General features: G+C 45.4%; 17 protein-coding genes. 5 read left to right on the forward strand and 12 right to left on the reverse strand.

Annotation, left to right across the window (positions count from 1 at the left end; translation table 11 throughout):
* Positions 1-11: 11 nt before the first annotated feature.
* The 4 genes from C2755_RS07360 to C2755_RS07375 form a co-directional block, all read right to left on the reverse strand.
* Positions 12-323 carry a hypothetical protein gene (locus tag C2755_RS07360; RefSeq protein WP_215320498.1) on the reverse strand — a complete coding sequence of 104 codons (312 nt, stop codon included), beginning with the start codon at positions 321-323 and terminating at the stop codon, positions 12-14.
* 110 nt (positions 324-433) lie between these two features.
* A complete protein-coding gene (locus C2755_RS07365; RefSeq protein ID WP_215320500.1) occupies positions 434-586 on the reverse strand; it encodes a DUF2256 domain-containing protein in 153 nt (50 codons plus the stop codon).
* Between the two features lie 8 nt (positions 587-594).
* Positions 595-2,166, reverse strand: coding sequence for a cryptochrome/photolyase family protein (locus C2755_RS07370; protein WP_215320504.1), 1,572 nt, complete (start codon positions 2,164-2,166; stop codon positions 595-597).
* A complete protein-coding gene (locus C2755_RS07375) occupies positions 2,163-2,432 on the reverse strand; it encodes a TIGR03643 family protein (protein ID WP_215320506.1) in 270 nt (89 codons plus the stop codon). The genes C2755_RS07370 and C2755_RS07375 overlap by 4 nt, the downstream gene beginning before the upstream one ends.
* Positions 2,433-2,473: 41 nt before the next feature.
* Here C2755_RS07375 and C2755_RS07380 point away from each other — a divergent pair, with 41 nt between their 5' ends.
* Together C2755_RS07380 and C2755_RS07385 are read left to right on the forward strand one after the other, a co-directional pair.
* Positions 2,474-2,824, forward strand: coding sequence for an HNH endonuclease (locus tag C2755_RS07380; RefSeq protein WP_215320508.1), 351 nt, complete (start codon positions 2,474-2,476; stop codon positions 2,822-2,824).
* A gap of 178 nt (positions 2,825-3,002) precedes the next feature.
* Complete coding sequence (locus C2755_RS07385) at positions 3,003-3,221, forward strand: hypothetical protein (protein WP_072583635.1); 219 nt, start codon at positions 3,003-3,005, stop codon at positions 3,219-3,221.
* 9 nt (positions 3,222-3,230) lie between these two features.
* On the opposite strand, the gene C2755_RS07390 is transcribed toward C2755_RS07385, so the two are convergent.
* The 3 genes from C2755_RS07390 to C2755_RS07400 form a co-directional block, all read right to left on the reverse strand.
* Positions 3,231-3,608: a hypothetical protein gene (locus C2755_RS07390; protein WP_215320510.1), complete on the reverse strand. Its 378-nt coding sequence runs from the start codon at positions 3,606-3,608 to the stop codon at positions 3,231-3,233.
* Entirely contained in the window at positions 3,608-3,835 is a 228-nt protein-coding gene (locus tag C2755_RS07395; protein ID WP_215320511.1) for a hypothetical protein, read from the reverse strand. The genes C2755_RS07390 and C2755_RS07395 overlap by 1 nt, the downstream gene beginning before the upstream one ends.
* Positions 3,836-3,916: 81 nt before the next feature.
* On the reverse strand, positions 3,917-5,146 hold the full coding sequence (locus C2755_RS07400) for a dicarboxylate/amino acid:cation symporter (protein ID WP_215320513.1): 1,230 nt from the start codon (positions 5,144-5,146) through the stop codon (positions 3,917-3,919).
* A 129-nt stretch (positions 5,147-5,275) separates the two neighbouring features.
* On the opposite strand from C2755_RS07400, the gene C2755_RS07405 reads away from it, so the two are divergent.
* Positions 5,276-5,941 (forward strand): alpha/beta hydrolase, encoded by a 666-nt coding sequence (locus C2755_RS07405; RefSeq protein WP_215320515.1) that lies wholly within the window; start codon positions 5,276-5,278, stop codon positions 5,939-5,941.
* Positions 5,942-6,100: 159 nt separating this feature from the next.
* Here C2755_RS07405 and C2755_RS07410 read toward each other — a convergent pair whose 3' ends face one another.
* From C2755_RS07410 to pmbA, 4 genes are all read right to left on the reverse strand, one after another.
* Positions 6,101-6,718: a sulfite exporter TauE/SafE family protein gene (locus C2755_RS07410; RefSeq protein ID WP_215320517.1), complete on the reverse strand. Its 618-nt coding sequence runs from the start codon at positions 6,716-6,718 to the stop codon at positions 6,101-6,103.
* 9 nt (positions 6,719-6,727) lie between these two features.
* Positions 6,728-8,005: an NRAMP family divalent metal transporter gene (locus C2755_RS07415; RefSeq protein WP_215320519.1), complete on the reverse strand. Its 1,278-nt coding sequence runs from the start codon at positions 8,003-8,005 to the stop codon at positions 6,728-6,730.
* Positions 8,006-8,063: 58 nt separating this feature from the next.
* Positions 8,064-9,146, reverse strand: a complete 1,083-nt coding sequence (locus tag C2755_RS07420; protein ID WP_215320521.1) for a TRAP transporter substrate-binding protein — start codon at positions 9,144-9,146, stop codon at positions 8,064-8,066.
* Positions 9,147-9,221: 75 nt separating this feature from the next.
* On the reverse strand, positions 9,222-10,568 hold the full coding sequence (pmbA, locus tag C2755_RS07425) for a metalloprotease PmbA (RefSeq protein ID WP_215320522.1): 1,347 nt from the start codon (positions 10,566-10,568) through the stop codon (positions 9,222-9,224).
* A gap of 26 nt (positions 10,569-10,594) precedes the next feature.
* Between pmbA and mog the strand changes: the two genes are divergently transcribed.
* Entirely contained in the window at positions 10,595-11,221 is a 627-nt protein-coding gene (gene mog, locus C2755_RS07430) for a molybdopterin adenylyltransferase (RefSeq protein ID WP_215320524.1), read from the forward strand.
* A 71-nt stretch (positions 11,222-11,292) separates the two neighbouring features.
* On the opposite strand, the gene orn is transcribed toward mog, so the two are convergent.
* Complete coding sequence (gene orn, locus C2755_RS07435) at positions 11,293-11,889, reverse strand: oligoribonuclease (protein ID WP_215320526.1); 597 nt, start codon at positions 11,887-11,889, stop codon at positions 11,293-11,295.
* A gap of 15 nt (positions 11,890-11,904) precedes the next feature.
* Here orn and C2755_RS07440 point away from each other — a divergent pair, with 15 nt between their 5' ends.
* Positions 11,905-13,158, forward strand: a complete 1,254-nt coding sequence (locus tag C2755_RS07440; protein ID WP_215320528.1) for a M48 family metallopeptidase — start codon at positions 11,905-11,907, stop codon at positions 13,156-13,158.

A 13,158-nucleotide genomic window follows, 5' to 3' on the forward strand; every position in this document is an offset into this window, starting at 1 on the left:
ACTCCCAGCAACTAATAGCTCACCCGTTGCCAACCGCTTGGGCAGGCCTGTGTCTGTGGATAGTACAGTCCATTTTCAGGGCAATAGGCGGCAGCTTGTGATTGCGGTGGATAAACATATTGTGGAGTGTAATAAATGCGCGCAGGCCTGTAGTACGCATTGGCAACAGCCGCTCCAGCCACAGCACCAACAGCAAAGGGCGCCCAGCCACCACGCCAACCACCATATCCACCGTACCAACCCCTACCACCATGAGCACTGGCTGAGCTAGCCATCCCTGCAAGCATGACTCCAGTAAGCAGGCATATTAGTATTTTTTTCATATAGAACCCCATTCATAAAGGCATTAAGCCCTTTCTTACATAACGGATCAGCTTTGAGGTGGGTTGACGCTTCTAAATTAAATACTTTCGTAAGTATTTATAACCAAGGCTTATGGAAGTTTTTTCTTTCGACAAGCTTCAGAGCAATATTTGACCAATTCCCAATTTTTAGCCCAGGATTTTCTCCAAGTCATTTCCTTTTTGCAGACAACGCAAATCTTACTTGGAAGAAAACTTTTATTTCCCTTATGTGTTGTCTTCATGAGCACTCTTAAAGGATGTCGAGCTGATTCAGAATCTTTTGGGCATGCAGCACAATTTCTTTTTGATCTTCATCACTAATTCTTTTGAGGTTGGCCGTCATTAACTTAGTACGCGGGCTCGCTTCAAATTGAGCGCGATGCTTGATCAAAAAGTTCCAATACAAAGTTGTGACTGGGCATGCCTCTTCCCCATAACGTATCTCAGGCTTGTATTTACATGAGGCGCAATAATTACTCATACGCTTGATGTACGCCCCGCTCGCTATATAGGGCTTGCTAGTAAACCGCCCGCCATTCGCAAATAAGGCCATTCCAGCCGTATTAGGCAGCTCCACCCACTCAATCGCATCTACGTAAATCGCCAAATACCAATCACACACTTCTTGAGGCAGGATTTCAGCTAGAAGTGCAAAGTTTCCTGTCACCATTAAACGCTGAATATGGTGAGCATAGCCATATTGCAATGTTTGACCAATAGCATCTTTCATGCAAGCCATCTGGGTTTGCCCAGTCCAATACCATTTGGGTAATGAGCGCTGATGCTGATAGTAGTTATCTTGCGCCATCTTAGGCATATCAAGGTAATACATACCCCGAACAAATTCACGCCAACCCAATATTTGTCGAATGAATCCTTCGATTGTCGATAGATCTAAAGCATATTTTTTCCAAGCAATGATGACCGCATCAATCACCTCGCGAGGATTCAGTAGCTTTAGGTTTAATGCGCTCGACAAAATTGAATGCCATCCAAATGGAGTATCCATCCACATAGCATCTTGATAAATGCCAAAGTTTCTGAGGCGGTATTCGACAAAATACTCAAGGGCTTGGAGAGCCTGGTTTCTCGTAACGGGCCAGTTAAATGAACCCAAAGATCCAGGATGATCTGGGTAAGTCTTTGCAACGAATGCCAATACTTCTTTGGTAATCGCATCCACTTCAAACGCCGCAGGAGCATCGATGATGCCAGGCCCCTTTTTCGGATAGGGCTTGCGATTATCTTGATCGAAGTTCCACTGACCACCCTCGGGGTTACCATCAGCATCTATCAACACATGGTGCTTCTTACGCATTAGGCGGTAAAAGTACTCCAGCCTGAGTTCTTTTTTGCCTGCAGTCCACTCCACAAACTCTTGGCGCGAGCAATAGAAATGCTCATCCTCAAGCATCTCTAGCTCAATATTGAGCTCTTTTGCTAATGCCTCAATCGCCTGCTTGAGACGCCATTCACCAGGCTCAATACAAACTAAATGCTTTACCTTCTTTTGCAGAATATGCTCTTTGAGAACCTCGACAATAGGCAGATGCGAACCTTGAACGTAGGTCAGTGGATATTCCAGCTTTTTAAGCTCTACTGCAAAGTGGCGCATTGCCGAAAGAAATAAAGCAATTTTGGCTTTATGCGACCAAACATACTGAGCCTCATTAGCCGATTCAATCATGATGATTTCATCGGCTTGAGGATCAAAGCTTCGTAATGCGGCGCTCTGCAAATCAAGTTGATCCCCTAAAATCAGAACTAAGCGCTCAGACTCCGTGGTTTGCTGCTTGATTTTCTGCTTGATTTGCTGCTTCATTTATTTTTGTATTGAGTGGGGCAATAGGCTCGAGTCACATCTTCACTACGTAAAGCGCTATGTTTTGTTGCTCGTCCAGTTACCCGCTTGCGCCAAAGTTCAAAGGAGCTGCGTTTTAGCTCTTTGCGCATAATGGCAATCACCTGAGGCTCACCTAGACCAAAGGTCTTCTCAATCGCATCAAATGGCGTGCGATCCTCCCAAGCCATTTCAATGAGGCGAGATAAATCGGGTTCTGCGAGAGTCTTGGGGGCTAGTTTTGGCACCCTGCAAGTTTAAGACTTATTCAATAAACTAGCTTGAGACTATGATTGGAAAAATTCGTCAAAAACTGATTTCTCAAGAGGTCCCAGCAATACAAAAGCCGGCGGTAATCATTTGCCCTATCTGTGATCGGCCCATCCCAGATTCACAGAAAGATGCACACCATCTCATCCCCAAATCTAAGGGTGGAAAAACCACTGAATACCTTCACCGTATTTGCCATAAGCAAATACATGCCTTGTTTACCGAATCTGAGTTAGCCCAGCAATATCATCATGCCCAGATCCTAAGAGAACATCCGGAGATGAAGAAATTTATTCAATGGGTAAAAGGCAAGCCCAATTCTTTTTATGAAAAAACCCGCAAGAGCACGCGCTTGAAAGGCTCTAGTTAAGTATTTACCTTGCCCTATTTAAGTGCATTAAAGAGTCTAATAGACTTATTAGCGACTCAAGAACCTTTTCTTAAAAGGCTGTCGAAGAGATTTCAATAAAAACCCCTCTTTGGTGCATGAGTTTTTGAACTTGTGCAAACCTAAATATCGTTCTAATTATTAAAACCTAAGATACGTTATGCGTATAAAAATTACAAAAAGCCTGGTATTACCGGCCCAAATACTCGAGACCGAAAGCATTCCTGAGGCACTGTTTCCTGAGGGAGATTACCTTGCCAACCTCACCCCCGATGGGAAGATTGAGGTGATTAATACGCGGAAAATAAAAGCCCTTTTTTCCTTCTCGCAATTTAGAGAAAGAATCTCGCTAGGTGAATTTATTGTGATGGAGGCTTGAGATCGGATTTCAGCGAGATAAATCCAGGCTTACTACTACCGCCGTCATTGCAGAAACAGATTCAAAAGCTTTTGAATTAACACCGCTGGTATCAATATCCTCCCAGTTGAACTCCAAGGAGAAATGGGCAGACTCGACGATGAGCTCATAACTAGTCGATACCTTATTGCTCTCACCTCCCTTTAGCTCGTCACTTACAGGAACGCGTAAGGACTCGATGGTAGCAATTAATGTGCTCACTTCATTACCGGTTAACTCTCGGGTTCGCAGTACATCATCCGTACGCTTAATAGAAATCTTGGAGACCTCGTCAATCGTTACCTCGTATTGATTAAGCCCCAGATCTTCCCAAATTGTTAATTCCAGAGCAATTGGATATGTTTTCATCAATCTACCTCGTCAACATGGGGTTCGTCAAAATGCGTCTTGTGAGGCCTGAGCTTAACTGCCAGCTGAGTCCATTTACTTTGATGAATTCGGTAGTCGCAATGTTCAGCGTGATTCTCTAGTAAGCCAAAAATGATGGTAGTTGGAATTTTGCAATGAAGGCACCGATAGGCATGCTGATGTTCTTCAATCTTTTCTTGGGGATAGTCGATATAAAACGGTTTCATTACCAACCCCTCTATCTAGATCAGGCCAATAAGACGATATTACACCTGGGTATTAACAAAAGGGGAAACATTTAAGGAATGCTAGCCCTCGAGTTCACCCTCCCACTTGGAGATAACGGCCGTTGCCAGGCCATTCCCCAATACATTGGTTGCTGAACGCGCCATATCCAAGAAGTGATCTACCCCAAGGATCAATAGGACACCTGCTTCAGGCAAATTAAATTGGGACAGGGTTGCGGCAATGACCACCAAGGAGGCTCGCGGCACACCTGCTATCCCCTTTGAAGTAATCATTAACACTAGTAACATCAATAGCTGCTGGCTGAGCTCCATCTCAATGCCGTAGACCTGCGCAATAAAGATCGCAGCAAATGTGCAATACATCATTGAGCCATCTAAGTTAAATGAATACCCCACCGGCAAAACGAAGGAAGCAATTTTGTTTTTACAGCCAAAGCGCTCCACTCTTTCTAAAGTCATTGGATAGGCCGCCTCTGAACTCGCAGTGGTAAATGCAAGTAAGGCGGGTTCTCGCAACATCTTCACTAAAGTCCAAGTACGATTTTTTAATACCAAGGAGCTAATCAGAATGATGACGATCCATAAGGTGAAAATAGCAGCATAAAAACTCAGCATGAATTTTCCATAGGTCATTAATATGCTGACACCATTCTCAGCAATGACAGAGGAAACCGCCGAGAAGACTGCGATAGGGGCCATTTTCATAACTGCGGTCGTAATCTTTAACATGATGTGAGAGAGCATATCCAGATTACGAATGAACTCATCCGCTCGGGAACCCATGCCTGCTGCGCCAACCCCAAAGAAAACAGCAAAAACTACGATCTGTAAGATCTCGTTTTTAGCCATCGCATCAAAGATGCTGACCGGGAAAATATGTCTCACAAAATCTGGGAAATTTAAGCTAGCTTTATTTAGCCCCGTATTCGCTGCGATCTCTGGCAGGGTTAAGTCCACACCAATACCTGGCTTCAGAATATTGACCATGACCAAGCCAAGCAGTAAAGAAACTAGCGACATGGAAATAAACCAAGAGAAGGTTTTCAGACCCACTCTACCGATAGTTGAGGCATCACCCATTTTGGCTATACCAACAACCAAGGTGGCAAATACCAAGGGAGCAATGATCATCTTAATCAAACGCAAAAAGACATCTGTCAAGATTGAGATGTAAAGGACGTACTGATCGGGGAAAGAAGTTCCTGCGCCGTACAAGTTGACAAGATAGCCAACCAAGACACCTAAGACCATCGCCCCTAGAATAAAGTTGGTTAGCTTTTTAGAGTTCATGGATGACCTAATAAATGGGGGAACAGGGAGATTCTACCCATCTTTAGACCCCTCAGGGTATCAACTTAGAATGCAGAAACCTGTATCCGTCGATAATCATCAACTAAACATACTTTAGAGAAAATTAATATGCTCCCTTGTATTGAGTTGGAAACCAGCCCGAATCCTACAGCCGCCGTTATCTGGTTACACGGCCTTGGAGCAGACGGCAATGATTTTGTACCCATCATTCCCGAATTAAAGCTAGCTGCATGCCCTGGCATTCGCTTTGTATTTCCTAGCGCCCCAAGCATGCCCGTCACCGTTAATGGTGGCTACGTCATGCCAGCTTGGTATGACATCATTGGCAGGAATCTGACGGATCAGGAAGATGCCGCAGGCATTCAAAAATCGGCAGCGGCGATTGTTCGGCTAATAGAAAAAGAGGCTGAGCGCGGGATTGCCTATGACAAGATTGTTTTGGCTGGTTTTTCGCAAGGGTGTGCAATGGCCTTGCATATTGGCTTACGTTTTCCACACAGACTTGCCGGCATTATTGCCCTATCAGGCTACCTACCCTTAGCGATGACTGCCAATATTGAGAAGCATGCAGCCAATGCTAAGGCACTGGTCTTTATGGCACATGGCACTTATGATCCAGTGGTGACTCTTGATCGCGCCCAAGCATCGCATGCCTTACTAGAGAAAATGGGTTATCAAGTAGATTGGAATGAATACCCCATGGAACACTCCGTTAATCATGAAGAGCTCATGGATATCTCGCGCTTCTTACAAGAAGTATTAGCGGCTAAATAAGCCCGTCCGAAATTAACTTGACACTGGCAATCAGCAAAAAGAATCTCACTGATCGGTAATACCATTTCATTGAGATTCTTTTGGCTAGATAAAAGCCGAAGTAGACCCCTACCGGTACGCAAGGCAATAAGATGATTGAGGTTGCCAGCTGCCGGTAATTTAGCAGGTCCAAATAGGCATAGGGCCTAGCTTCCCAAAGTTAATAATTGTAAAAAAGACCCCCAGTGTCGAGGTGTAAACCATCGGCATGAGTTTCTCTCTGAGCATATACACCGTAATCGGTGGGCCGCCAATATGCGCAACAAAAGAAGTGAAGCCAGACGTTAGACCCATTAGACGCCCAAGCCAAGGGTAAGACTTTGTCTCTTTCAGATCCATTTTCGACATGGCGAGATTCTGAATCAGAAAGAGCAATGTAAAAATACCAATTGATAGAGTTAATACCTTAGGCGTGATAGTGGTGAAGAAAAACATTCCCAATAAAAGGCCCGCTATCGCTGGTGGAATAATGATCTTGAGAATACGCCAATTGGCATTACGAATAAATCGACCTAAGCCAACCAAATCAATCGCAATCAATAGCGGCAACAAGATTGCAAGAGCTTCGTTAATACTAGATTGACTGGCCATTAAGGGCAAAGAGAGAATGCCAAGCCCAGCTCCGAAGCCGCTTTTAGATATACCGACAATGATGACGCTAATTACCGCGCACACAAAAAATATCAAAGAATGTGCGTGAAAAGATTGCGTCAAAGATGTCAAGAGTAAATCAAGCATCCAGCGATCTTACCAAGCTATGAATAAGTAGACGGCAGCTACGGCCATAAAGCCTGTAGCTAGCCATCCGAGAATCCTCATGCTCAAAGAGGCGACATGAACCCCCATCACCGACTGTTTTGATGACAAAAACATAATAGCCACCATGAGTGGTACAGCGACAATCCCATTGATTACCGCACTCCAAAACAAGGCTTTCATCGGACTAATGGGTGAGTATTGAATCGCTAGGGCAACCAACAGGCTCAAGGCAATGATGGCGTAAAACTTGCTTGCTTGAGCAGCGCTATCTTCCAGGCTAGAGCGCCAGCCAAACACTTCTGACAAAGCATAGGCAGCCGAGCCAGCAAGAACCGGTACACCCATCAGCCCGACGCCCAAGATCCCCAGCGCAAAAAGCAGAAAGGTAAACTCGCCGGCAAGTGGTCTTAATGCCGATGCAGCCTCGGCCGCGGTATTGATGTCACGTACACCGGCAGCATAGAGGGTCACTGCCGTAGCGAGAATAATGCAGTACGCAGCCACATTGGAGTACAACATGCCGCTCCAAGTATCCCAACGAATTCTTCTGAGCTCCGCTGTCACCACCTCAGGATTTTTCTGTTCAAGCAGACTGGGCTGACCACGCAAGTTCATATCCTCCACTTCCTGAGAGGATTGCCAAAAAAATAAATAAGGACTAATGGTAGTGCCAAAGATCCCGACCACTACTGCAGCCGAATCCGCACTCCAGGTCAACTGAGGAAAGAAGGTACTCCAGATCACATCACCCCAAGAAATATGAACCGTAAAAAGCACGGCACCATACGCTAGCAGGGACAGGGATAACCACTTCAAAAAGAAAACATAGTGGCGATAAGGAATCAGTATTTGCAATGCTAGGGTCAACAATACAAAGATGCCGGTCATGATATGCCAATTAATGCCCGTAACCAATTGTGCAACCTCACCCATTGCAGCAATATCTGCAGCGATATTCAACACATTTGCAATCAACAGCAAAAAAACTAGAGTTACCAATACAGCCGGCGGAAAAGCCAATTTCATATTGGCAGATAAACCACGGCCAGTCACCCTGCCGATACGAGCGCATAAGACTTGAATGGTCGACATCAAAGGATATGCAAAGGGCATTGTCCAAAGCATATTTAGGCCAAATTGCGCACCCGCTTGAGAATAAGTGACGATCCCACTAGGATCATCATCCGCCACACCCGTAACCAATCCCGGACCTACCCGAGATAAAGGATGTTGCTTAATGCGGACCCAGATTTCAGAGAGATTCATATGGGTTGCAGTGAAAGGAGCATCCTTTGAGTGTAGCCTTTACCAGATAGTTTAAGTTTCAGAGTTTCTTGCTAAAACTATATTGAGCAAACGCTTGCTCAGCCACATTAAACCACTGCGCTTCCATGTTTCTAAATGCGCGGTAGTCCTCAAAAATCTTTTTGAATTGCGGATTCTTCGCAGACTCCTCGGCATAGGTTTCTTGGCTTGCTTTAAAACACGCATCCAGGATAGAAGTATTAAACTTGCGGAGTACAGCACCATTTTGCAAAAGACGTTGCAATGCAGGTGGATTCAACGCATCGTACTTTGCGCACATATCAGTATGCGCTTCGAAACAAGCCGCCTCCCATGCTGCCTGATAGGCAGGCGGTAAAGAATCCCACTGCTTTTTATTGACCAAGAAAGAAAGTCCAGCGGCACCCTCCCAGAAGGCGGGGTAGTAGTAATTCTTGGCTACCTTTGCTAGACCTAACTTTTCATCGTCATAGGGTCCAACAAATTCAGCAGCATCAATTGTGCCTTTTTCCAGAGCCGAATAAATCTCACCGGCCGGAAGCTGTTGTGGCACTACACCAAGCTTTGCAAGCACCTGCCCTGCAAATCCGGCGATACGGAATTTCAGGCCCTTGAGGTCTTCTGGTGATTTAATTTCTTTTCGAAACCATCCACCCATTTGCGTGCCAGTTTGGCCGCCCAAGAAATTCACAATGTTGTAACTGGCATAGAGTTCGCGCATTAATTTCATACCATTACCATGCAGCATCCAAGCAGATTGTTGGCGAGCAGTTAAACCAAATGGTGCAGCAGTATCGAAGATAAAAGCACTATTTTTACCAAGGTAGTAATAGCTCGCAGTGTGCCCGCACTCTACAGTGCCATTTTGTACAGCATCCAATACCTGAAGCGCTGGAACTACTTCACCAGCTGCAAATACCTTGACGTTAAATTTTCCGTCAGTAGCCTTACGCAAAGCGTTAGCGAATACCTCAGGAGTACCAAATAAAGTATCTAATGATTTAGGGAAGCTTGAAACCAGACGCCAATTTAGAGTTGGTAAACTTTGTGCAATCGACGGTGCAGCTAAGGCTGCAGCTCCGGCACCAATAGTGGCTTTCTTTAAAAATGAACGTCTTTGCATTTCCGTCACCCCTTTAAAAAATAATAAATTTTTTATATCAAGACTATTTTTTGAGTCTGTATTGATTGTCTTGCTTTATTTTCCACCAACGGTCATTGAGCCCAGCAAAATCGATCCCGTTTCTTTAGTGCCACGAATAAGAGTATCACTGCCAATTAGCTGGATATCCATCAGCATATCGCGTAGATTACCAGCGATGGTAACCTCTTCAACAGGGTATTGAATGACTCCATTCTCAACCCAGTAACCAAATGCGCCTCGTGAATAATCACCTGTCACGTAATTGACCCCCTGCCCCATTAATTCTGTAACCAATAAACCGGTGCCCATTTCTTTTAATAGTGCAGGTAAGCCGCCCTTAGGCGTTTTCTTACTTTGTAAAGTCAGGTGATGTGACCCACCAGCATTACCGGTGGTTTTCATGCCTAACTTGCGAGCAGAATAAGTCGATAAAAAATAACCTTCGAGTATTCCTTTGTTCACCACTGTTCTGGCAGAAGTTTTCACACCCTCCTCATCAAATGGTGCACTACCAGTCATTGACTTTAGATGCGGATCTTCAAACAAGCTGATATGTTTGGGCAATACTTGCTTACCCAAGCTATCGAGTAGAAAGCTGGAGCGGCGATAAAGAGCGCCGCCTGAAACAGCTTGCACTAGGCCGCCCAATAAACCCGCAGCGAGGGGCGCTTCAAAGATCACCGGGCAACGTCGAGTTGTTAGAGATCTGGCCTTGAGACGTGACAAGGCTCGCTGAGCTGCATACGTTCCGATTGCAGCAGGATCGGCCAATTCCTCGGGAATGCGAGAGCTGGAATACCAATCGTCACGTTGCATATGAGCCTTCTTGCCACCTTCGCTAGCGATTGGCGCACAAGAAATATAGTGACGAGAAAAAGGATAGCCACCCATAAATCCATGCGATGTTCCCATCATGAAATGCGCATGATGCGCGGATACCGATGCGCCATCACTATTCTGAATTTGTTTGCTCACTGAAAATGCAGCGCCCTCAGCACTACGTGCGATTTCTACTGCACCGGCTGCATCAATATTCCATGGATGAAACAAATCTAAATCCAGCGGATTTTTTTCTAAGAGATCCTTCTCAGCCGGGCCAGCACACAAATCTTCTGCAGTATGTTGTGCAATGTGATAGGCGGCATCTACCGTTGCCTTTAATGATGCTTTAGAGAAATCGCTAGTGCTGGCGTTACCGCGGTGATGACCCAAAAATACGGTGACCCCCACTTGCTTATCCAGACTTTGCTCGATCGTCTCAACCTCACCCTTACGAACGGTAACGGAGAGGCCTTGACCCTCTGAAACCTCCGCTACGGCATCTGAGGCACCCCTTCTTTTGGCCTCTTTAAGCATGAAATCGATGATTTCTTGAAACTGGTTGGATGTGTATGTAAACATACCCTAATAATAGCTAGAATAGAAACATGAAGCATACAGAAGCCCTGAAACGAAACAGCCCTAACGAGGTCAAAATTGGCCTCATTTCCATCTCAGATCGCGCCAGCAAAGGCGTCTATCAGGATGAAGGCATTCCTGCCCTACAAACCTGGCTTTTGAAGGCCATTAGTAATCCCTGTGTTTTTCATGAACGCCTCATTGCCGATGAGTCCGAAGCCATTACCGAGTCGATCGTTGAGCTTGTGGATGAACTAGGTTGCGACCTCGTTCTAACTACAGGGGGTACTGGCCCCTCCAGAAGAGATGTCACCCCTGAGGCCACCCGTGAAGCCGGCACTCGTGAGATGCCTGGTTTTGGCGAACAAATGCGTCAGATTAGCCTAAGTTTTGTGCCGACTGCGATTCTATCTAGACAGACGGCTGTCCTCAGAGAAATTGAGGGTCATGCCGCCCTGGTCATTAACCTGCCCGGACAACCTAAGGCAATTGCAGAGACGCTTGAAGGCCTGAAAGACGAGAACGGTAAATCGATTGTTCCCGGCATCTTTGCAGCAGTGCCTTACTGCATTGATTTAATTGGCGGCCCATATATCGAAACTGATGAAACCGTCATTAAAGTCTTCAGACCGAAGAGTGCTCTTAAGAAAACTTGATCTCAACTGCTTGGAGAAGATACACAAAAGGTCCGCAATGCAGACCTTTATCTTTTGATGCGCCCATAAGATTACTGAGGTAAGGGTACGATAAATTTCTCGCGGTAGTACTTCAGCTCTTCGATGGACTCTTCAATATCTGCCAAAGCAGTATGGGCCTGATTCTTGGTGAAGCCTTTCACCAACTCAGGATGCCAACGCTTGCAGAGCTCTTTCAAAGTAGATACATCAATATTTCGATAGTGAAAGTAAGCCTCTAACTTTGGCATATATTTCGCCATAAAGCGTCTATCTTGACCAATCGTATTACCGCACATTGGAGCAATACCAGCCTTAATATATTTTTTCAAGAAGGCAATGCATTCTGCCTCCGCCGTTGCCTCATCTAAAGTGGATGCCTTCACTTTATCGATCAAACCAGATCGCCCATGCGTACCTTTATTCCAGGCATCCATAGCATCTAAAACAGCATCTTCCTGATGCACTACCCAGACCGGTGCTGTGGCGATGGTATTGAGGTGGGCGTCCGTCACAATGATGGCAATTTCCAGAATCCGTTCGGTTTCCGGGTTTAGACCTGACATCTCCATATCTACCCAAATCAGGTGCTCATTCGCTGGCGCTGCCTTGGATGCTGGTGTGGCTGTAGTGTTAGTTTGCTCGCTCATATCTATAATGATCTCATGACATTCACAATTGTTTTTCTAATTGCCTTTATTGCTAGCTTTGGCTTACGCCATTGGCTCTCCCAACGTCAAATTCGCTATGTGGCGCAGCATCGTAATGCTGTCCCCGCAGATTTTGCCGAAAAAGTGACTTTAGCCGAACATCAAAAAGCAGCTGACTACACTATCGCTAAATTACGTCTTGGCATTTTAGAGAATGGAGTCAGCGCTATTATTTTAATTGGCTTCACCTTATTAGGTGGCCTACAAATTCTGAACATAGCATTACTGCAATTTTTGGGTGAAGGTATTACTCAACAAATTGCCCTGCTGGTTTCAGTCGTGATCATTTCTGGCGTGATTGACATGCCCTTCTCCTGGTACAAGCAGTTCCATTTAGAGGAACGCTTTGGGTTTAACCGTATGGGGAAAAAACTATTCTTCACGGATATGTTTAAAGGAATGGCAGTGGGCGGCGCGATTGGCATTCCACTACTGTGGGTCATTCTGACTTTAATGTCTAAGGCTGGTGAGTTATGGTGGCTTTGGGCGTGGGCAGTGTTGACAGCATTTAGCTTGCTCATGCAGTGGATCTTCCCAACTTTTATCGCACCACTCTTCAATAAGTTTCAAGCCTTAGAAGATGGTCCTTTAAAAACACAGATTGAAGCGCTACTAAAACGCTGTGACTTTGCGAGTCAAGGCCTGTTTGTGATGGATGGCAGTAAACGTAGCGCTCACGGCAATGCATTCTTTGCCGGTATGGGTAAAGCTAAGCGCATTGTATTTTTTGACACCTTGATTGAGAAACTTAATCCAGGCGAAGTCGAGGCGGTGCTCGCCCATGAACTTGGTCATTTCAAGTGTAAACATATTCGTAAACGCCTCCTGGTCTCATTCGCCCTCAGTTTTGCGATGTTTGCTCTATTGGGTTGGATCAGCACCAAGGTCTGGTTCTACACAGACTTAGGCGTAATGCCTAACCTCAATGGTTATAACGGTGGCCTCGCATTGGCACTCTTTATGCTGGTCTCACCTGTATTTAGTTTTTTCTTCACACCACTTTCTAGCCTAGCCTCTCGTAAGCATGAGTACGAGGCAGATGGGTTTGCCGCTGAGAAATCTTCCGCAAAAGATTTAATTGCGGCACTAGTGAAGCTATATCAAGATAATGCCTCGACCCTCACGCCCGATCCGATCTATACCGCTTTTTATAGCTCACATCCGCCTGCGCCCTTGCGCATTGCTAACTTACAGCGGTTTAGCTCATAA

The organism is Polynucleobacter sp. MWH-S4W17 (assembly GCF_018687535.1).
In the GTDB taxonomy this organism is placed as follows: domain Bacteria; phylum Pseudomonadota; class Gammaproteobacteria; order Burkholderiales; family Burkholderiaceae; genus Polynucleobacter.

What these genes read in the sequence shown, in the direction of transcription:
- C2755_RS07360 (WP_215320498.1), bottom strand. Translation starts at nt 323, where the DNA reads ATGAAAAAAATACTAATATGCCTGCTTACTGGAGTCATGCTTGCAGGG.
- C2755_RS07365 (WP_215320500.1), bottom strand. Translation starts at nt 586, where the DNA reads ATGAAGACAACACATAAGGGAAATAAAAGTTTTCTTCCAAGTAAGATT.
- C2755_RS07370 (WP_215320504.1), bottom strand. Translation starts at nt 2,166, where the DNA reads ATGAAGCAGCAAATCAAGCAGAAAATCAAGCAGCAAACCACGGAGTCT.
- C2755_RS07380 (WP_215320508.1), top strand. Translation starts at nt 2,474, where the DNA reads ATGATTGGAAAAATTCGTCAAAAACTGATTTCTCAAGAGGTCCCAGCA.
- C2755_RS07385 (WP_072583635.1), top strand. Translation starts at nt 3,003, where the DNA reads ATGCGTATAAAAATTACAAAAAGCCTGGTATTACCGGCCCAAATACTC.
- C2755_RS07390 (WP_215320510.1), bottom strand. Translation starts at nt 3,608, where the DNA reads ATGAAAACATATCCAATTGCTCTGGAATTAACAATTTGGGAAGATCTG.
- C2755_RS07395 (WP_215320511.1), bottom strand. Translation starts at nt 3,835, where the DNA reads ATGAAACCGTTTTATATCGACTATCCCCAAGAAAAGATTGAAGAACAT.
- C2755_RS07400 (WP_215320513.1), bottom strand. Translation starts at nt 5,146, where the DNA reads ATGAACTCTAAAAAGCTAACCAACTTTATTCTAGGGGCGATGGTCTTA.
- C2755_RS07405 (WP_215320515.1), top strand. Translation starts at nt 5,276, where the DNA reads ATGCTCCCTTGTATTGAGTTGGAAACCAGCCCGAATCCTACAGCCGCC.
- C2755_RS07410 (WP_215320517.1), bottom strand. Translation starts at nt 6,718, where the DNA reads ATGCTTGATTTACTCTTGACATCTTTGACGCAATCTTTTCACGCACAT.
- C2755_RS07415 (WP_215320519.1), bottom strand. Translation starts at nt 8,005, where the DNA reads ATGAATCTCTCTGAAATCTGGGTCCGCATTAAGCAACATCCTTTATCT.
- C2755_RS07420 (WP_215320521.1), bottom strand. Translation starts at nt 9,146, where the DNA reads ATGCAAAGACGTTCATTTTTAAAGAAAGCCACTATTGGTGCCGGAGCT.
- pmbA (WP_215320522.1), bottom strand. Translation starts at nt 10,568, where the DNA reads ATGTTTACATACACATCCAACCAGTTTCAAGAAATCATCGATTTCATG.
- mog (WP_215320524.1), top strand. Translation starts at nt 10,595, where the DNA reads ATGAAGCATACAGAAGCCCTGAAACGAAACAGCCCTAACGAGGTCAAA.
- orn (WP_215320526.1), bottom strand. Translation starts at nt 11,889, where the DNA reads ATGAGCGAGCAAACTAACACTACAGCCACACCAGCATCCAAGGCAGCG.
- C2755_RS07440 (WP_215320528.1), top strand. Translation starts at nt 11,905, where the DNA reads ATGACATTCACAATTGTTTTTCTAATTGCCTTTATTGCTAGCTTTGGC.